Consider the following 15,478-nt stretch of genomic DNA (forward strand, 5'->3'; position numbering starts at 1 on the left):
TTTAAAACCGAGTTTCCGCAACAAGCCCCATCCCCTTTATCGAATAGATTCTCGCTTCAGACGTTTATGAGCGTACATTAACTCGTCAGACCTGGCAATTAGTTGTTCTAGTGACATATTGCTTTCTGGTGAGTAACGCTCTATCCCCATACTCATCGAAAGTTCATAGCTACGGTTTTGCTGTTGATTAAAGTTGGCAATATTTGCTTGTAGATACTCTTGAATGCTATCTGCATCCTTAAAGTAGCTGGAGATGAAAACAATGAACTCATCTCCACCCAAGCGAGCAACAATATCCGAGTTCCGAAAACTTTGCTTGAGTAATTGACCAGCATCAATAATCAAGGCATCTCCTATCTCATGACCAAGGGTATCGTTAACCTGTTTTAACCCATCTAAATCAATGAAAATAACCCAGCACAACAATCTCATCCGGTGAGCAATTTTTAACTGTTGTTCAGCCATCACGAAGAAACCACGTCGATTATGCAAACCTGTTAGATCGTCGGTCAGCGATAACTGCCTTCCTTCTATCTCTGATTGTTTGCGGTTGCGAACTTCCTGAATGAGTTCCATCTGAGCGATCGCTTGCCGACTTAGGCGGCGCAGTGCATCTAACTGCTGGTAACTTAGCTGACGAGGAACGGTATCCATGACACATAACGTTCCGACAGACAAACCATTGGGCGTAACTAGTGGCGCACCAGCATAAAAACGAATTTTGGAATTACCTCTGACTAGAGGATTGTTAGCAAAGCGATCGTCCTTGATAGTGTTGGGAATTACTAATATATTCTCTGGTTGCAGAATGGTATGAGAGCAAAAAGCCGACTCTCTGGGTGTTTCCCTAACTTTTAGTCCAATCTTAGATTTAAACCATTGGCGATCGGCATCTACTAAACTAATTAAAGCAATTGGAGTCTTACAAATATAGGCAGCCAGAGCAGTTAGGTCATCAAATGCTTGTTCGGGTAGGGTATCCAAAATATTGTAGCCCGCCAATGCTTTGAGCCTTTCTGCTTCATTTTCAGATAGAGGAACAGTTTGGGTTTTCACAGATGAATGCCTGAGCCTTAGCCAGAAAAGTTTGGTACGCTGGAGATTTTGCAATAACCGCAGGGTTAACTTTCCAGCATCAAGGCTGTGTGATATAAACATCTCTGCAATGAAAATTAGCATTCGGTTGAATATACAGAAATATTGTATTGCATGATGTTCTTCATGCCTTTGGTTTGCTCTATTGTTCATATCACCCTAACTTTCACTGTGCAAATTCCCTGAGTATGTAGATGCTTACAAGGTCTTGTGCCCAAAGCCAGGTTAAAAATGATCGAGATCGACTAAAAATTATCAAAACTTATTATACTGTCAGTGTTACCGTAAAAACTTGATATTTTTAATACTACCAATTTGTATAGATGCAAAGGGTCAATTTGCCAGTGTGGAAGTTGGCAGAATCTGGGTCAGTAACAGTTGTATCTGATTCTGCAATCAGTATCTCAGGGGCATTTTCAGTGTAACTAGCAGCATTCCCTGTGAGATTGGCAGAAGCAGCAATGCTAGCTGTTGTCAGTTTGTGCAACTTTTGAATGAATTCTTCCCCAGCGTCTCCAGCAGCAACGTTACAGCCGTAGAGTAACAGAGATGGAGAAACGCAGAGATGGGAAGACCAGGTTTGTAGTTCCTGAGTGTAGCATTGCAATGTGCTGAGGATAATTTTCTCTCTCTGGAGGAATTTCCCTTAACATATCAGGCTCGAATTAGTCTTTATAGGACTCCAAAATCCCACTGCGAATCATTAGTTGTGGCCAAAACAACACAAAAAATCCCATCCATGTCACTACAGGGATAGAAACAAGTACTGTTAGCCAGATAGTTTTAAATAGCAACCAGCTACCACTAATTAGTGTTACACCCGTCAAAACTATAGACCAGGGCTGACACCACCAAGGTTTGTAATTCCAAGGATTTATAGGCTTTTGTTCAGACATTAATTTTATTTAATAAAACTCAAAATTTCCCTTTAACCATTTTTAGGGTAAACGATCTACTCGGCTTCCAAAGTTGAATGCGATCGCTATTAATATTATCAAGGTTTTGGTAAAATTTGTGAGAAATATATACAACAGTGCTGATTTACAGACAGGTTGAAGGTTATCAGACTGTTTGTTAATTGACAATTGGTCTAACCTCGATTCCTAAAACCCTGGTTTTGCGTTGTTTTCCCACTCTGCAATAAATTGCGGGCTAATCGGCTTTGTTCTTCAAGATGGTTGGTAAATAGTTGGTAGTTTGCTGTTGAACGCTTCACCTTCAACCACTTGCGATTGGAATATACTGATAAAGTGCTTTAATGAACATATTAAATTATTTAAAATAGTAATATTAAATTCAAATTATAAGTCCAGCTTTTATATCATATAGTTTTACATACTTGTCTGCAAATCATGTAAAAAAAGCTAACACAGGAGAAATATTTTTCTATAAAATCTTACTGGACGTATTCAATTATGTGATTTAGCTAGAATCAAATTATAAATAGAATTTCGATTCATTGGCAAAAGTTTTAACAATTATTTCTAGAAGAAGTTGATGAAAAACGATACACCACAAGAATTAAACCAAGACCAAGAAATTGGACGCTTGATTGATGAGGTAATGTCTTCATCTCTGACTGATGAACAGTACCGCAAGAAGATGCAGCGGCGCAAAGAAGTACAAGACAAGCGTATAGCAGAAGCTGTACCCGAAAAAGGATTAATTATTGTAAATACTGGTAATGGTAAAGGTAAAACTACTGCGGCTTTAGGGATGGTGTTACGATCGCTAGGTCACGGGTATAAAGTAGCGATTGTTCAATTCATCAAGGGAAGTTGGGAACCTTCAGAAAAAAGGGTTTTCAGCTATTGGGAAGACCAAATAGAATTTCATGCAATGGGCGAAGGCTTCACTTGGGAAACTCAAGACCGCGATCGCGATCTTGACAAAGCTAGCGCCGCCTGGGAAAAATCATTAGAATATATTCGCAACCCAGACTTTCATGTGGTGTTATTAGACGAAATCAATATCGCCCTCAAAATGGCTTACTTACCATTAGAGGACGTTTTAGCGGGTTTGGCACAAAAACCAGCTAACAAACACGTTATTCTCACAGGCAGAGGCGCACCGGCTGGTTTAATTGAGCGTGCTGACCTCGTAACTGAAATGACCTTAATTAAGCACCCTTTCCGCGATCAAGGCGTTAAAGCGCAACCAGGAATTGAGTATTAACTTAAAGATTATTTACACATTTGCAACGTGCGGCGATCGCTAGCTGTGATGGAATTTAATTGATAAAAGTCTTGCAGAGCCACTGAGTAAGGATAACTGCTGAACTCATCTTCACTGACTTGAGGCAGTCTATTGTTTGCAGCTACCTGATTTGACTGAACAGAATTGGCTTCATTTGACGAACTATTAACCGTCATCGCCAACTCTCCCGATTGGCTAAGTGTACCCTGAAAACAATTAAACTCTGAATGAGGCATATACAACGCACCAGTTATCTTGTCCTGCTGCTTTTGAAATATAATGTAACCTTGACCAAGCTGGTTTGATTTTGGGGATTGACCATAGAGATAAACCCCATCTTTTACAGGAAAATTCACTTTTGGTAAAACTTCTGCGCCTGTAGCTCCCTGAGAATCTGGAACCAGTGCTGTGGTTGTAGGAAGTGTTTTTCCGCTCTTATGCATAAAAACCCCTCTCTCTCCAGCCGCCGCTCTCTGCTGACTTCTTTCTTCTCTAACTCTTCTGAACTGAGACAAAAGGGAGTTTTCGGAGATTTTGGTTTTCTGAATCTGAGCCGATGATAATGGAGAATCTGTAATCGGTACAACTTGAGTCTGCTTGCCTATAAAGCCCAAACCGAGAAGTAAGCCTAAGCCCGCTAGGGAAATTCCCCACTGGCGGGGAGATAAGAACTGATAAAGGTTGTTAAGCACCCTACTTCTCCTGTTAAAAAATCAACTAAGTTTTTTAGAACTTACTTAAACTATAACCAAGTCTTAATTGTCAAAGACTTAGTTCACGACTTATATTACTATTGTCCAAAAAAGAAAACTGTCAAAAACTAAAGTTTTTATTTTATCTAGCTCAACAATCTTAGATTACCATCAGTTAGAGTCAGTGAGCGATCGTGACAAATGAAAGCTCTGTAGTCAGGGCTGAAGCCTTTACTACAGAGCTATTTAATTAACTTTATATTGCTTAATATAACTTAATTTATTCTTAATTCAATAGATTCATCCCATTGGGTGAGGTTAATCAGAAATTAAATCTTCTCAATCAACATCAGTTGTGTGGCATCTTGTTTTTTACTTTTTAATGAATAAAAATACTATAGGAATCATATTTGATTTTTGAAAAAATATAAATATAAGTATTTGTAGGGTGTGTTAGCAGGGAGAGTACGGCACCATCCCAAGCTGATGGTGCCGTACTCTCCCTGCTAACGCAACGCCAGTGACGCTCCTGCGTCGCTACCGCTACGCTAACGCTCAAGTCGGGAAACCCGCCCACGCGACTGCCTCCCCTACGTAAGATTTCAAAAATCAAATACTAGTCCTAATATTTTTCCTGCCCATCGGCATAAAAAATCGCCCCCTGAATTTAGGAGGCGCATCAAGCTTTAGAGACGCGAAATCCCGCGTCTCTATATTTAACTAGCAATGTATTCTTGGACATTGGCGCGACGGCGACGCAGATGAGCCAAAGCCTGATGCTCTAACTGGCGGACGCGTTCGCGGCTGAGATTCAATCTCTCACCCACTTTCGCCAATGACATTTCATTACCATCTTCTAAACCAAAGCGTAGAGCTAAAACTTCTCGCTGTTGCGGGGTTAGTTCTGCTAGTAGGTTGTTCAAGTCTTGGCGTAAGAATTCCTGGTTGGTGTAATACTCTGGTGATGGGCCGCCATCTTCGAGCATTTCTTGCAACTCAGTATCCTGATTATCGCCAACTTTAACATCCAAAGATACTGGTTGACGCGCCATGTTCAGGTACTCGCGAATCTGAACAGGTTCTAGTTCTAGTTCTTTAGCAATTTCGGCTGGAGTAGGCGATCGCCCCAAGGTTTGAGCCAACTCACGCTGTACTTTCTTGATTTTGTTGAGTTTTTCGGTAATGTGAATCGGTAAGCGGATAGTACGCCCTTGTTGAGCGATCGCGCGGGTAATAGCTTGGCGAATCCACCAGTAAGCGTAAGTCGAGAACTTATAACCCCTCATTGGGTCAAATTTCTCCACACCCCGCTCTAATCCTAGTGTTCCTTCCTGGATTAAATCCAGAAATTCCATATTTCGCTTTTGGTATTTTTTCGCAATAGCAACGACCAAGCGCAAATTCGCTTCGATCATTTTTTGCTTTGCCCGCTTACCTTGGGCTACAGTTTGCTGTACTTCAGTTTCTGATAATTGAACCACGTCAGCCCACTCTGACATATCCGGTTCGCGTTGCAGTTTCTTCGCCAAAACCTCTTTGGCATCGATGAGCGTCATCATTTGTTGAACCTGCTTCCCAAAGACAATCTCTTGTTCGCGGGTTAGCAGTGGTACACGACCAATTTCTCGCAGATAGGTTCGCACCATATCAGCCGTGAATCTGGTGTTGAGGTTTTCCGTTTGGGTATTGACAGTAGGCATTGGTGCGTTGTCCTCTACTCCGTAAATAAAATGTATGTTTTCTTACTAAAATGGATGGATAAAGGTAGTAAATCTATCACAAAATATCAGGAGCTACTAAAAACAATTATCAATTGATACAGACGTTGTTAAGACGGTAAGCCCCTAAGATAGGTTCCCCTACCTTCCCTAAATTGTTCAATCTCTTATAAGCACACTGGTTATTTTTGAGAATTATTTTTTAGGTAGTTAATGACAGCAACTAATAAATCCGAAGTCGTTATGAGTTCCACTTACTTTATAGTACGATAAATCAGGCAGATAGTAAAGTATCTTAAGATAAAGCTTTAAATTATAATTCAAAATTACTCGTTTAGAAAAAAAATTTAAGCTTCCTTGAAATTACTGACTATATCTATAGTGACCCCAAAAACCCCTCTTCTGTTGCCAAGAACTAGCCGGATAACCGAACTTATTTTCCTGTGAGGATGGGGGATGTTACGAATTGGGGATTTGTCATTTGTCATTAGTCATTGGTCATTTGCAAAGGACAAAGGACAACTGACAAATGACTATCTAGAATCCTAAGTCAGCTTTGGCGAGTTCAGCCGCAGCGAATACTTCCGCGTCAGGTTTTTCTTCCCAGGCTGGCTCACCAATTTCTTCGTAAAAAGTTGCGTCGTAAGGACGAGTACGTACTACTACTGGCATGGGAACGGCATGACCCAAAATTAAAGCTTGTTGCTTAGAGTCTAACTTTGCCAATACCGATCGCAGTCCGCTACCACCAGATACACCCGTAAAAATCGCGTCAATGTCTTTTTCGTCATTAAGCAAAGCGGTAATCCGAGTCCCAATCTGGGACATAACCTCATTATCAATACCCGATGGACGTTGATCGACTACCAAAAGAGTGACAAAATACTTTCGCAGTTCGCGGGCAATAGTCCCAAAGATAGTGCTTTGTACCACTCCTGGATCTAGGAAACGATGCGCCTCTTCAATGGTAATCATCAACGGCGTGGGGCGATCGCTAGGATTTTTGCTTTGCAGAAATTTATCTGCTTTTTTGACGTAATGCTCGTGGATACGTCGGGTGATCATATTCGTCACCAACATATAAGAGAGCATATTAGACTGGGAACCAAATTCTATCACAACATTCTTCCCAGATTCCAGACATTGCACAATTTTACTAATATAATTCTGGGGGCAAACCGCTCGCATATACTTCAAGCTGTCCATCCGCAAGAGTTTGCGCTGCAATGCCATAATCGAGCCTTTATGTCCGCGCTTCTCGTCGCAAAACATCTCGATTTCATCATTAGTCATGTTCAGCAGTTGGACAATCCAAGACTTGCCAAACTCACTATATAGAATATTGGCGTTATCCAAGGCTGCGTCAGAGAGTCCTAAATCTCGGCTACATAACTTAATATCTTCAACTTCAATTTGCTCGTAACTCAAGTAAAGTTCTTGAGCATCACGTACACCCCGACGCTTTGTCGATTCCGGGTCGAGGGTGTAAACTTCTACTTTGCTGGGAAAAAGTTGTTTTAAACCCTTAACAGTACTGACGTTCTTCCCTTCTGCGACAGCTTCCCAACCATACTCAGAGTGCATATCAAAAATCAAATTCACAGCCGCACTTTTACGGATAACGCCAGCTAAAAGTAACCGCGTGAGAAAGGATTTACCAGTACCAGATTTCCCAAAAACCCCATTACTCCGTTCCACGAAGCGGTTTAAATCGATACAAACGGGCACATCCATATCCAAAGGTTTCCCGATGGAAAAATTGCGCCTTTGGGGGTCATCTTCCCAACCAAATACGCGGCGAAAATCGTCAACACTGGCATCGTAAACTTGACTAAAGTGACTAGGAATAGTTTTAACAGGCAACAATTCCATCGTCGTGCTGGTTTGTGGCACAAATGAAGCTAAACCCGTCACTGATGGGATAAAGGGATTTGCCGATTTGCCATTTGTTGGGGAGAAAGATTCTTCAGTTTCGGGAGTGAACATCAACATCGGCGCGAGGTTGATAGTACCATAAGTACCACTTCCGGCTAAAACATCTCGTAAAAAAGTGTCTTCCCAACTGGGGGGATTAGCAATAATTCGGGCATTAGCTGCTCCTAATGCTACATCTGTCAGCATACAAAAAAAGCGCGATCGCATCCCTTGCACAACAAGAAACTTACCAACCCGCATATCTTCCACAGAAATGTCAGGATGCAATCGTACTTCTAAACCTTCAGTTAGAGAACCTTGAATGACCGAACCTAATGGCTGTCCCGAATTCATCTGATTAGTCATTTGTCATTTGTCATTTGTCATTGGTCATTGGTCATTGGTTATTGGTTATTGGTCATTGGTCATTTGTCATTCTCCACCCTGTGCCCCATACCCAATGCCCCATGCCCAATGCCCAATTATCTAATCAATCTGAATCGAAGTTGGCGCACCTCCTGCGGCTGAGGTGCTACTGATTAATGGTTTACGGAATTGAGCGTAAATGCGATCGCGCCAGGTAAAGAATGGTTCATAATCTATATTCTCTGAAAAGATTGGCAATCCTTTTCCTCTAATAGAAGCTGGTAAATCCAGATAGGGGCCAGGGGGGAACTTGAGCAATATCGATAAGCCTGCTACTGACAAGTCAGCTAAAGTCGGCTCATCTCCAGTTAAATAAGGACTATCTGCCAATAATAACGTTAGCGCTTCCAAGTCTTGTTTTAAAGATGCGATCGCTGATTGGATCGCATCTGGACTATAACCTACCCCAAAACCCAACACTGTCAGTAAGTCAGTGGGTACTCCTCCAACTAGACTTTTAAATATATCTGGTGTTGAGGTCGGTAATAAAGACTTGCGGAAATTTTGATCTTGACTTATGGCTGCAAATAGTGCCTTTCGACCTTTGATGCCTATAGATTCATCCGCCCATTCTTCAATCAATAAAGTTAAACCCCGTTTTTTGGGATCTTGGGGTATTATCGGGCGATCGGGATACTCTAAGTCTAAATACTTAGCTATCTCCGTAGAATCCGCAATATATTTATTCCGATCCTTTAACACTGGCACTTGTTTCTGACCAGTCAGCCGGAACAGTTCTACTTGTCCAATTCCAGGCGTAACCTCTATTTTGCGGTAATCTAGTCCTTTAAAATCTAGAATTAGGCGCACTTTCTCTGAGTATTGAGATAGTTCCCATTGGTATAATTCCAGCATGTTGTATACCTTATAACTGGTCAACTTCTTAAACTTTACAATTGTATCTTTAGTTAAAGTAATTTTTCTTTACATTAGCTGCTTTTTGTCTACCTAATTGAGATTATGATTGAACTTATGCTTGATTCTCAACAAAGTTATGCATTTAAAAGGTATTATTTTCTGTATAAAACATCAAATCATCAAATGATTTAATTAGGGATACATAAAAAAACCTAACTGCCCAGTTGTAACTCTTCAGTAGTTACTTTAATTTCCGTTGGTGTAAAATTACGTTCATATATCTAAGTAATTAATTTCTGTATTTTTGCTGAATCATCAATGGTTAATTCAGAGATATTGCCTGTCCTGTAAGGGATACAGTATTTTTTAATAAACTACTAATTTACAGACAAATTTGTATATAAGTTGGCTTTCAAATAGAATATTTCTCACAGCTTATTGTAATTGACACCTTGTAGATGTAAGGTAAATGTAGGATTTTCACGCATCGTTACAGCAAGCGAGGCTTTTTAAGTTTTTATCAGTGTGATGCAGAAAATACACTCATTACATAAAATATGTGCTAAATATATTTAATAACCTATCAGAGTAAGCCGAAGTTATATATTTTACCTTCCCTGCAAAAATTATTCTGAGGAAAAGTTTTACTTACGTCTTCAGTTAGGTTTTCTGCATAGCAAAATGTTATAAATCTTTATGTAATGTGTGGACAAAAAGACAAACAAAATTTATGAAGACAAATTACAGAAAATTGCTGATCGCATTAGCAGGCATAGCAGGATTTAGTAGTTTCAGCCTGGTTATTACTTTACCATCTGAAGCTAAAGAGGCACTAAATCCTAAACCCAGTATTTTCAACGAAGCGCCCTATAACAAGGGTCAACGCCTTCAAGTAAACGCTCAATACACGCCTACTGAGGCTGCTTCCGAAATAGAAAAGGGCAATACCAAGCGCAAACAAGTAGCACAGAAAAGTAGCGGAACAAATCCCAGACCAAGTATTTTCAACGAGCCTCCTTATAATCGTGGTGGTAGCGCGACACCTACTGAACCAACACCCAGCACACCAGGTACTATCCCGGGAACTCAACCCAGTGAGAAACCTACTATAACTCCACCAGGGCCAGGGGCAAGCGACAATCAAGGCAAAAACTTGTTAGCCTTGACAGAATCAAACGCTTCCTTTAAAACCTTAACCAAGGCTTTGAAAGCAGCAGGTTTGACCGGGGCTTTGCAAGGAAAAGATAACTTAACTATTTTTGCACCTACTGATGCAGCTTTTGCTAAGTTGCCAGCAGATGCTTTGCAAGAATTGTTAAAACCAGCCAACAAAGAAGTATTGCTCAAAATCCTAACTTACCATGTAGTAGCTGGTAAGGTATTGTCAACTGATTTAAAATCTGGTGAAGTTAAAAGCCTTGAAGGTGGCACAATCAACATTAAAGTTGATCCTGCTACTGGTGTGACTGTCAATGATGCTAAAGTGACACAAGCAGATATTACAGGCTCTAACGGTGTAATCCACGCAATTGACCAGGTAATTTTGCCTCCTGACTTGTAGCTTTTAGATACTAGTAAAATCAGTAACAGAATTAAGTGGGCATAAAGTATTAATACATAAAAATTCCGTTCAAATATTAATTTTGGACGGTTTTTTTGTAATAACGGTGAGTTAAATTGGCAATCCCACCCAATACTTCTCGGTTAAAGGGTAAGGTAAAGAAAAACTTTTAACTAAAATAATATATTTGGCTTATAGCTTAACTCTTTGTCAAAGTTATTTTTTAACGTAAACACATTTGTAGAGCGTCTCGTCGAGTACCGCAAACAAAGAAATGCTTAACTGAACTGTATTGAGCGGTACTCAAAAAAAGTGGTATTATGTTATTTTTTGTGTGCAATTAGCCTTTGGTCTTTATCTTGCATTACTAAAAGTTCAGGGATAGTAACAAAGCTATAGCCTTGTTTCCGAAAGTTGGCAATGATTTCTGGTAAAGCTTGTACGGTTTTAGAGCGATTACCACCACCATCATGCATTAACACAATCCCACCTGGTTTAGCTTTTCTGAACACATTATTAATTAACTTTGGTACAGCAGGACGCGAGTAGTCTACAGAGTCTGATGACCAGCGAATGATGGCATATTTGTTATTTCTAGCGTAATCAGCCACCCCATTGTGCATAATTCCTCCTGGTGGTCGAAATAGATTTGTTTTAATCCCTGTAACTTGATAAATCAGGTCTGCTGTGTGGTTAATTTCATAAGCGGCTGCTTGGGGATTCATGAATTGATACCAATGATGCCAAGTATGATTGCCAATTACGTGACCTTCAGCAATCTCCCGTTTTACTAAGTTTGGATAATTCTTCACATTTTGCCCAATGAGGAAAAATGTCCCTTTGATTTGATTTTGTTTAAGAATATCCAGTACTTGCGCGGTACTCTCAGGCCATGGCCCATCATCAAAGGTGAGAGCAATTACTTTCTGTTCGGGAGTAAGTTTTGCAGCATCAATTGTTTTTCCTTGAAAGCTTGGTGGCACAGCATAGGTAAGACCCTTTGTTTGTGCTTGTTGCTGCCAACTTTTAAGCATTATTGCTTTTAGTTCTTCAATCTGCTGTTGAATTCCAATCTTGGCTGGTGGATTGTTTACATTTATATTTTCTGTACTTTGAGCCTCAGACGATCTTGACTTGATAAGCATCATCGTAGTAGTACTCAAGACAAGCAACGCCATCAATATTTTTTGCACACCAAAAAATGACTTATTGTCCTCCACTTCATAGCTCCTTCAATGGTCGAACCGTTTTTTTCACAATACTTCCGGCAGTTTTTATCCTCTTATAAACATTGCCATGCAAACTACGCCATCATTGGTAATATCTTTTAAAGTTAGCTCCGCCCCTGACTCATAAAAAATACCTGATCCGTCGGGTAATCTAAATATCATAAATAAAACCCTCACCATGAAGGTGAGAGCCTTCTTATGCTTTAGTTTTTGTAGACTATGAGGTATGAGAGGAATTTAGAGAACTATAAAAAGCAATTAATTATGCCTTATTAACATGAATATGCTTAATGTAGTTTAAATATTGCATATCTCATTGACGAAGCCATTGCGAAATTATGACAAAGGTGTGACCTAACTTAAGTGATGACGGTACAACACAGACCCATTGAAAAATTTGGCGTTGCATATTTGCGGCATGAATTAGCAGTTGGAAGCATTGAAAAACTATTCCGCATTAAACAAAATCATCCCATGATTCAGCAACGCCAAAAATTTACCAAAAATTTAACAGTTTACAGACTAGACATTACATCCCGTGCAACTGCTAAAGTTTGCTCAATGTCTTCTTCAGTGTGAGCAAAAGACGTGAACCCAGCTTCAAATTGAGAGGGTGCTAGGTAAACACCACGTTCTAACATACCTCGATGGAAGCGTCCGAATTTGGCTGTATCAGACTTTTTTGCATCTTCGTAGTTATGAACTGGGCCCGAGGTAAAGAATAAGCCAAACATTGCGCTGATTTGACCGCCGCAAGCCGCATGACCTGTTTCTTTAGCAATTTGCAGCAAACCATCTGCTAGCTTTTTAGTTATCCGCTCAAGATAATCGTAAGTACCTGGCTTTTGCAGCAATTCTAAAGTCTTAATCCCAGCAGTCATTGCCAAAGGATTACCAGAAAGAGTCCCAGCTTGATATACGGGGCCAGCAGGGGCAACCATTGACATAATATCTCGCCGACCGCCATAAGCTCCTACTGGCAAACCACCACCAATCACCTTACCCAAGGTTGTTAAATCGGGAGTCACGCCAAATTTTTCTTGAGCGCCACCGTAAGCAATGCGGAAGCCTGTCATCACTTCATCAAACACCAATAAGGCTCCATGCTCGTGAGTCAGTTCCCGTAATCCTTCTAGGAAACCTGCATCAGGGGCAATAAATCCAGCATTACCAACAACTGGCTCAAGAATAACGCCAGCAATCTCGTCGCGGTTTTCTTCAAACAAGGCTTTAACGGATTCTAGGTCATTGAAAGGTGCGGTTAGAGTGGTGCTAGTTGCCGCTTTCGGAACTCCTGGTGAGTCTGGTAAGCCAAGTGTGGCAACACCAGAACCCGCTTTTACTAAAAACGTATCGGCGTGTCCGTGGTAGCAGCCTTCAAATTTGATGATTTTGTCTCGGTTGGTGAAAGCCCGCATCAGTCGCAAAACTCCCATACAGGCTTCAGTTCCAGAGTTAACAAATCTGACCATTTCGATGCTGGGAACGGCATCGATGACCATTTCTGCCAAAACATTTTCTAGGGCTGAGGGAGCGCCGAAACTGGTGCCTTTTTCTAAGGCTTCATGCAAGGCTGCAATTACTTCTGGATGAGCATGACCACAAATAGCTGGGCCCCAAGTGCCTACATAGTCTATGTATTGGTTGCCATCTACATCCCAAATATATGCACCTTTAACACGATCAAAAACGATGGGTTGTCCGCCCACAGATTTAAAGGCACGAACTGGAGAACTGACTCCTCCAGGCATGAGGTTTTGAGCCGCAGCGAAGACTTCTTGTGATTTTGTTGTTTTAATTGTGGTATTTACCAAGGTTCTCTCCTAACAGTGGGCAATAAAAAGCTCTATCTCAGGATAGGGTTAAAAATTGCTTAGAATTTCTATCCTATAGAATTAACTGAACCAAAAAAATAACAATATGTTATACAAGTCCAACAAAGACTTGCCTTTAGATATTCAAACTCGATTATCTGAAGCATACCAGGATCTTTACCGAGCAGCTTTTAACTCGGCCATCCATTGGTATGGTGAAGCCTCAAAAGCTCACAAAGTCGCTTTAAGTGCTGTAAAGATGCAGTCTGCTATGGAACGGAATGCTTTTGTTTAGAGCTAGATAAGATAGTTAAATTCAAAAAAACATACCAGTTGCTCTATTCAGAATGGTATCGTGAATCCATAAGTTATTCTCATTAGAGCAAACTAGCTGGTATGTCTTCTAACGATTCGCGATCGCTGCATTACGCCATCCCTATTGAAAAAATTCGCTACGATGAACGGGGTCTAGTGCCTGCAATTGTCCAAGATTATTTGGATGGTACTGTCTTAATGATGGCGTGGATGAATCAGGAGTCGTTACAAAAAACTTTAGAAACTGAAGAAACTTGGTTTTGGAGCCGTTCCCGGCAAGAATTATGGCACAAGGGGGCGACTTCTGGACATATTCAAAAAGTGCAGAGTATCCGTTATGACTGTGATAGTGATGCGCTGCTCGTAGGGGTAGAGCAATTAGGAGATGTTGCTTGCCACACTGGAGAGCGCAGTTGCTTTCACCAAATAGAAGGGAATATTGTCCCACCACCAGGGGATACATTGTCGCAATTATTTCAAATAATATGCGATCGCCGCGATAATCCTACTGAAAGTTCTTATACCTCTAAGTTATTTGCCGGTGGCGATAATAAAATTTTGAAAAAAATCGGTGAGGAAACCGCCGAGGTGGTAATGGCTTTTAAAGATGATGAAGCAGATGCGATCGCAGGTGAAGTGGCTGATTTGCTATATCATACTTTAGTTGCCTTAGCTCACCATAAAGTTGATTTGAAATCTGTGTATCGCAAACTCCAAGAACGTCGCCGATAAAGAATTATGGTGCTTGGACAAGTTAGATTGCCAACTGAGTCATTTTGTCATGGGTTAGTCTAGACTCCAGTATTTAATATTTCGAGATTCAAAGGGTATTAACTATGGCTTCAACACTACCGACTCCAGGAACAGCATTTGTACCCACCTATTGAGATGGCGCAGACACATAGAAAACATCTTTGTTAAAGGTTTGTTTGTTACCTGTTGCAGTTGTTGCCCTCCAAGTCGTTCAAAATTTAGATCGGAGTCCTCCTACTATCCACTTGGTTAATCCAGAAATCTAATTCATCGCGCGGTAGTGGCACATATCTGTGCGTCACTACGATTTTTTATAACGCATCTATCCTATGGAGTAATTTATACCAGGTAAAAATAAATATTTATATAGTTATTTAAAGATAATGTAATTTCAGCATTCAAACCCGACACTGTAATGCTGAGAACTCAAAGCATAGCCATCTATCAGAGGTGACAGAACCAAAGCAGGAATGTCAAGGTTAGAAGATGTACCTTTGGGTATTGAAGTCAAGTAGCTGAAATATTTATTAATATTAAGAATAGGAAGTGTAAATTTGACATCAGGAGTCAGAAAAAATTCTTAATGGCAGCTATTTCGCATCAATCATCAAATTCCTCACCAACAGGACAGAAGATCGTGAAAGACCAAAAACCATCAGACTCTAAGGAATTCGTCGGAAATCTCAAGAATGGGATTTGGCTGTTTGGACTGTCATCCTGGGTATTCGGTATTACCGATCGCAGTATTGCTTCATTTGCAGATGGTTATCTATCGGCTTTGGATTTGACGCAACTATTCACGGCGGCTACGTTCTTTGTAGCCTGGCTATTTTTGAAACCGACATCTAGAGTTTAAGATCGGCAACTGGTCGAATATTGAGTAAAGATTCGGAAAGTATCTAAAGGA

At 40.5% G+C, this 15,478-nt stretch carries 14 protein-coding genes; 5 read left to right on the top strand and 9 right to left on the bottom strand.

The genetic code is table 11. The annotated features are described in order from the left end of the window. Positions 1-36 precede the first annotated feature (36 nt). From CDG79_RS09070 to CDG79_RS09080, 3 genes are all read right to left on the bottom strand, one after another. Positions 37-1,248 (bottom strand): sensor domain-containing diguanylate cyclase, encoded by a 1,212-nt coding sequence (locus CDG79_RS09070; RefSeq protein ID WP_094341842.1) that lies wholly within the window; start codon positions 1,246-1,248, stop codon positions 37-39. A gap of 154 nt (positions 1,249-1,402) precedes the next feature. Further along, entirely contained in the window at positions 1,403-1,717 is a 315-nt protein-coding gene (locus CDG79_RS09075; RefSeq protein WP_094341843.1) for a DUF4347 domain-containing protein, read from the bottom strand. 43 nt (positions 1,718-1,760) lie between these two features. Next, a complete protein-coding gene (locus tag CDG79_RS09080; protein WP_094341844.1) occupies positions 1,761-1,991 on the bottom strand; it encodes a DUF6737 family protein in 231 nt (76 codons plus the stop codon). A 601-nt stretch (positions 1,992-2,592) separates the two neighbouring features. Here CDG79_RS09080 and cobO point away from each other — a divergent pair. Then, positions 2,593-3,270 carry a cob(I)yrinic acid a,c-diamide adenosyltransferase gene (cobO, locus tag CDG79_RS09085; RefSeq protein ID WP_094341845.1) on the top strand — a complete coding sequence of 226 codons (678 nt, stop codon included), beginning with the start codon at positions 2,593-2,595 and terminating at the stop codon, positions 3,268-3,270. An 8-nt stretch (positions 3,271-3,278) separates the two neighbouring features. On the opposite strand, the gene CDG79_RS09090 is transcribed toward cobO, so the two are convergent. The 4 genes from CDG79_RS09090 to CDG79_RS09105 form a co-directional block, all read right to left on the bottom strand. Continuing rightward, on the bottom strand, positions 3,279-3,983 hold the full coding sequence (locus CDG79_RS09090; protein ID WP_094341846.1) for a hypothetical protein: 705 nt from the start codon (positions 3,981-3,983) through the stop codon (positions 3,279-3,281). Between the two features lie 716 nt (positions 3,984-4,699). Further along, the gene (locus tag CDG79_RS09095) at positions 4,700-5,683 is read right to left on the bottom strand and encodes an RNA polymerase sigma factor, RpoD/SigA family (RefSeq protein ID WP_094341847.1); all 984 of its coding nucleotides are present in this window, start codon (positions 5,681-5,683) and stop codon (positions 4,700-4,702) included. 555 nt (positions 5,684-6,238) lie between these two features. Continuing rightward, positions 6,239-7,969 (bottom strand): helicase HerA domain-containing protein, encoded by a 1,731-nt coding sequence (locus CDG79_RS09100; RefSeq protein WP_094341866.1) that lies wholly within the window; start codon positions 7,967-7,969, stop codon positions 6,239-6,241. A gap of 132 nt (positions 7,970-8,101) precedes the next feature. After that, positions 8,102-8,896, bottom strand: coding sequence for a glutathione S-transferase family protein (locus CDG79_RS09105; protein ID WP_094341848.1), 795 nt, complete (start codon positions 8,894-8,896; stop codon positions 8,102-8,104). Positions 8,897-9,629: 733 nt separating this feature from the next. On the opposite strand from CDG79_RS09105, the gene CDG79_RS09110 reads away from it, so the two are divergent. Beyond that, on the top strand, positions 9,630-10,460 hold the full coding sequence (locus tag CDG79_RS09110) for a fasciclin domain-containing protein (protein ID WP_094341849.1): 831 nt from the start codon (positions 9,630-9,632) through the stop codon (positions 10,458-10,460). Between the two features lie 323 nt (positions 10,461-10,783). Here CDG79_RS09110 and CDG79_RS09115 read toward each other — a convergent pair whose 3' ends face one another. Continuing rightward, complete coding sequence (locus tag CDG79_RS09115; protein ID WP_094341850.1) at positions 10,784-11,680, bottom strand: polysaccharide deacetylase family protein; 897 nt, start codon at positions 11,678-11,680, stop codon at positions 10,784-10,786. 524 nt (positions 11,681-12,204) lie between these two features. Next, positions 12,205-13,503: a glutamate-1-semialdehyde 2,1-aminomutase gene (gene hemL, locus CDG79_RS09120; protein WP_094341851.1), complete on the bottom strand. Its 1,299-nt coding sequence runs from the start codon at positions 13,501-13,503 to the stop codon at positions 12,205-12,207. Positions 13,504-13,609: 106 nt separating this feature from the next. On the opposite strand from hemL, the gene CDG79_RS09125 reads away from it, so the two are divergent. The 3 genes from CDG79_RS09125 (at position 13,610) to CDG79_RS09135 (ending at position 15,427) form a co-directional block, all read left to right on the top strand. Then, entirely contained in the window at positions 13,610-13,798 is a 189-nt protein-coding gene (locus CDG79_RS09125; RefSeq protein WP_094341852.1) for a ChaB family protein, read from the top strand. A 101-nt stretch (positions 13,799-13,899) separates the two neighbouring features. Beyond that, positions 13,900-14,550 carry a bifunctional phosphoribosyl-AMP cyclohydrolase/phosphoribosyl-ATP diphosphatase HisIE gene (hisIE, locus tag CDG79_RS09130; protein ID WP_094341853.1) on the top strand — a complete coding sequence of 217 codons (651 nt, stop codon included), beginning with the start codon at positions 13,900-13,902 and terminating at the stop codon, positions 14,548-14,550. Positions 14,551-15,208: 658 nt separating this feature from the next. Beyond that, positions 15,209-15,427: a hypothetical protein gene (locus tag CDG79_RS09135; protein WP_094330884.1), complete on the top strand. Its 219-nt coding sequence runs from the start codon at positions 15,209-15,211 to the stop codon at positions 15,425-15,427. Positions 15,428-15,478 lie beyond the last annotated feature (51 nt).

The sequence above is a fragment of the Nostoc sp. 'Peltigera membranacea cyanobiont' 232 genome, from assembly GCF_002245985.1.
GTDB lineage: Bacteria > Cyanobacteriota > Cyanobacteriia > Cyanobacteriales > Nostocaceae > Nostoc.

What these genes read in the sequence shown, in the direction of transcription:
- CDG79_RS09070 (WP_094341842.1), bottom strand. Translation starts at nt 1,248, where the DNA reads ATGAACAATAGAGCAAACCAAAGGCATGAAGAACATCATGCAATACAA.
- CDG79_RS09080 (WP_094341844.1), bottom strand. Translation starts at nt 1,991, where the DNA reads ATGTCTGAACAAAAGCCTATAAATCCTTGGAATTACAAACCTTGGTGG.
- cobO (WP_094341845.1), top strand. Translation starts at nt 2,593, where the DNA reads ATGAAAAACGATACACCACAAGAATTAAACCAAGACCAAGAAATTGGA.
- CDG79_RS09095 (WP_094341847.1), bottom strand. Translation starts at nt 5,683, where the DNA reads ATGCCTACTGTCAATACCCAAACGGAAAACCTCAACACCAGATTCACG.
- CDG79_RS09100 (WP_094341866.1), bottom strand. Translation starts at nt 7,969, where the DNA reads ATGAATTCGGGACAGCCATTAGGTTCGGTCATTCAAGGTTCTCTAACT.
- CDG79_RS09105 (WP_094341848.1), bottom strand. Translation starts at nt 8,896, where the DNA reads ATGCTGGAATTATACCAATGGGAACTATCTCAATACTCAGAGAAAGTG.
- CDG79_RS09110 (WP_094341849.1), top strand. Translation starts at nt 9,630, where the DNA reads ATGAAGACAAATTACAGAAAATTGCTGATCGCATTAGCAGGCATAGCA.
- CDG79_RS09125 (WP_094341852.1), top strand. Translation starts at nt 13,610, where the DNA reads ATGTTATACAAGTCCAACAAAGACTTGCCTTTAGATATTCAAACTCGA.
- hisIE (WP_094341853.1), top strand. Translation starts at nt 13,900, where the DNA reads ATGTCTTCTAACGATTCGCGATCGCTGCATTACGCCATCCCTATTGAA.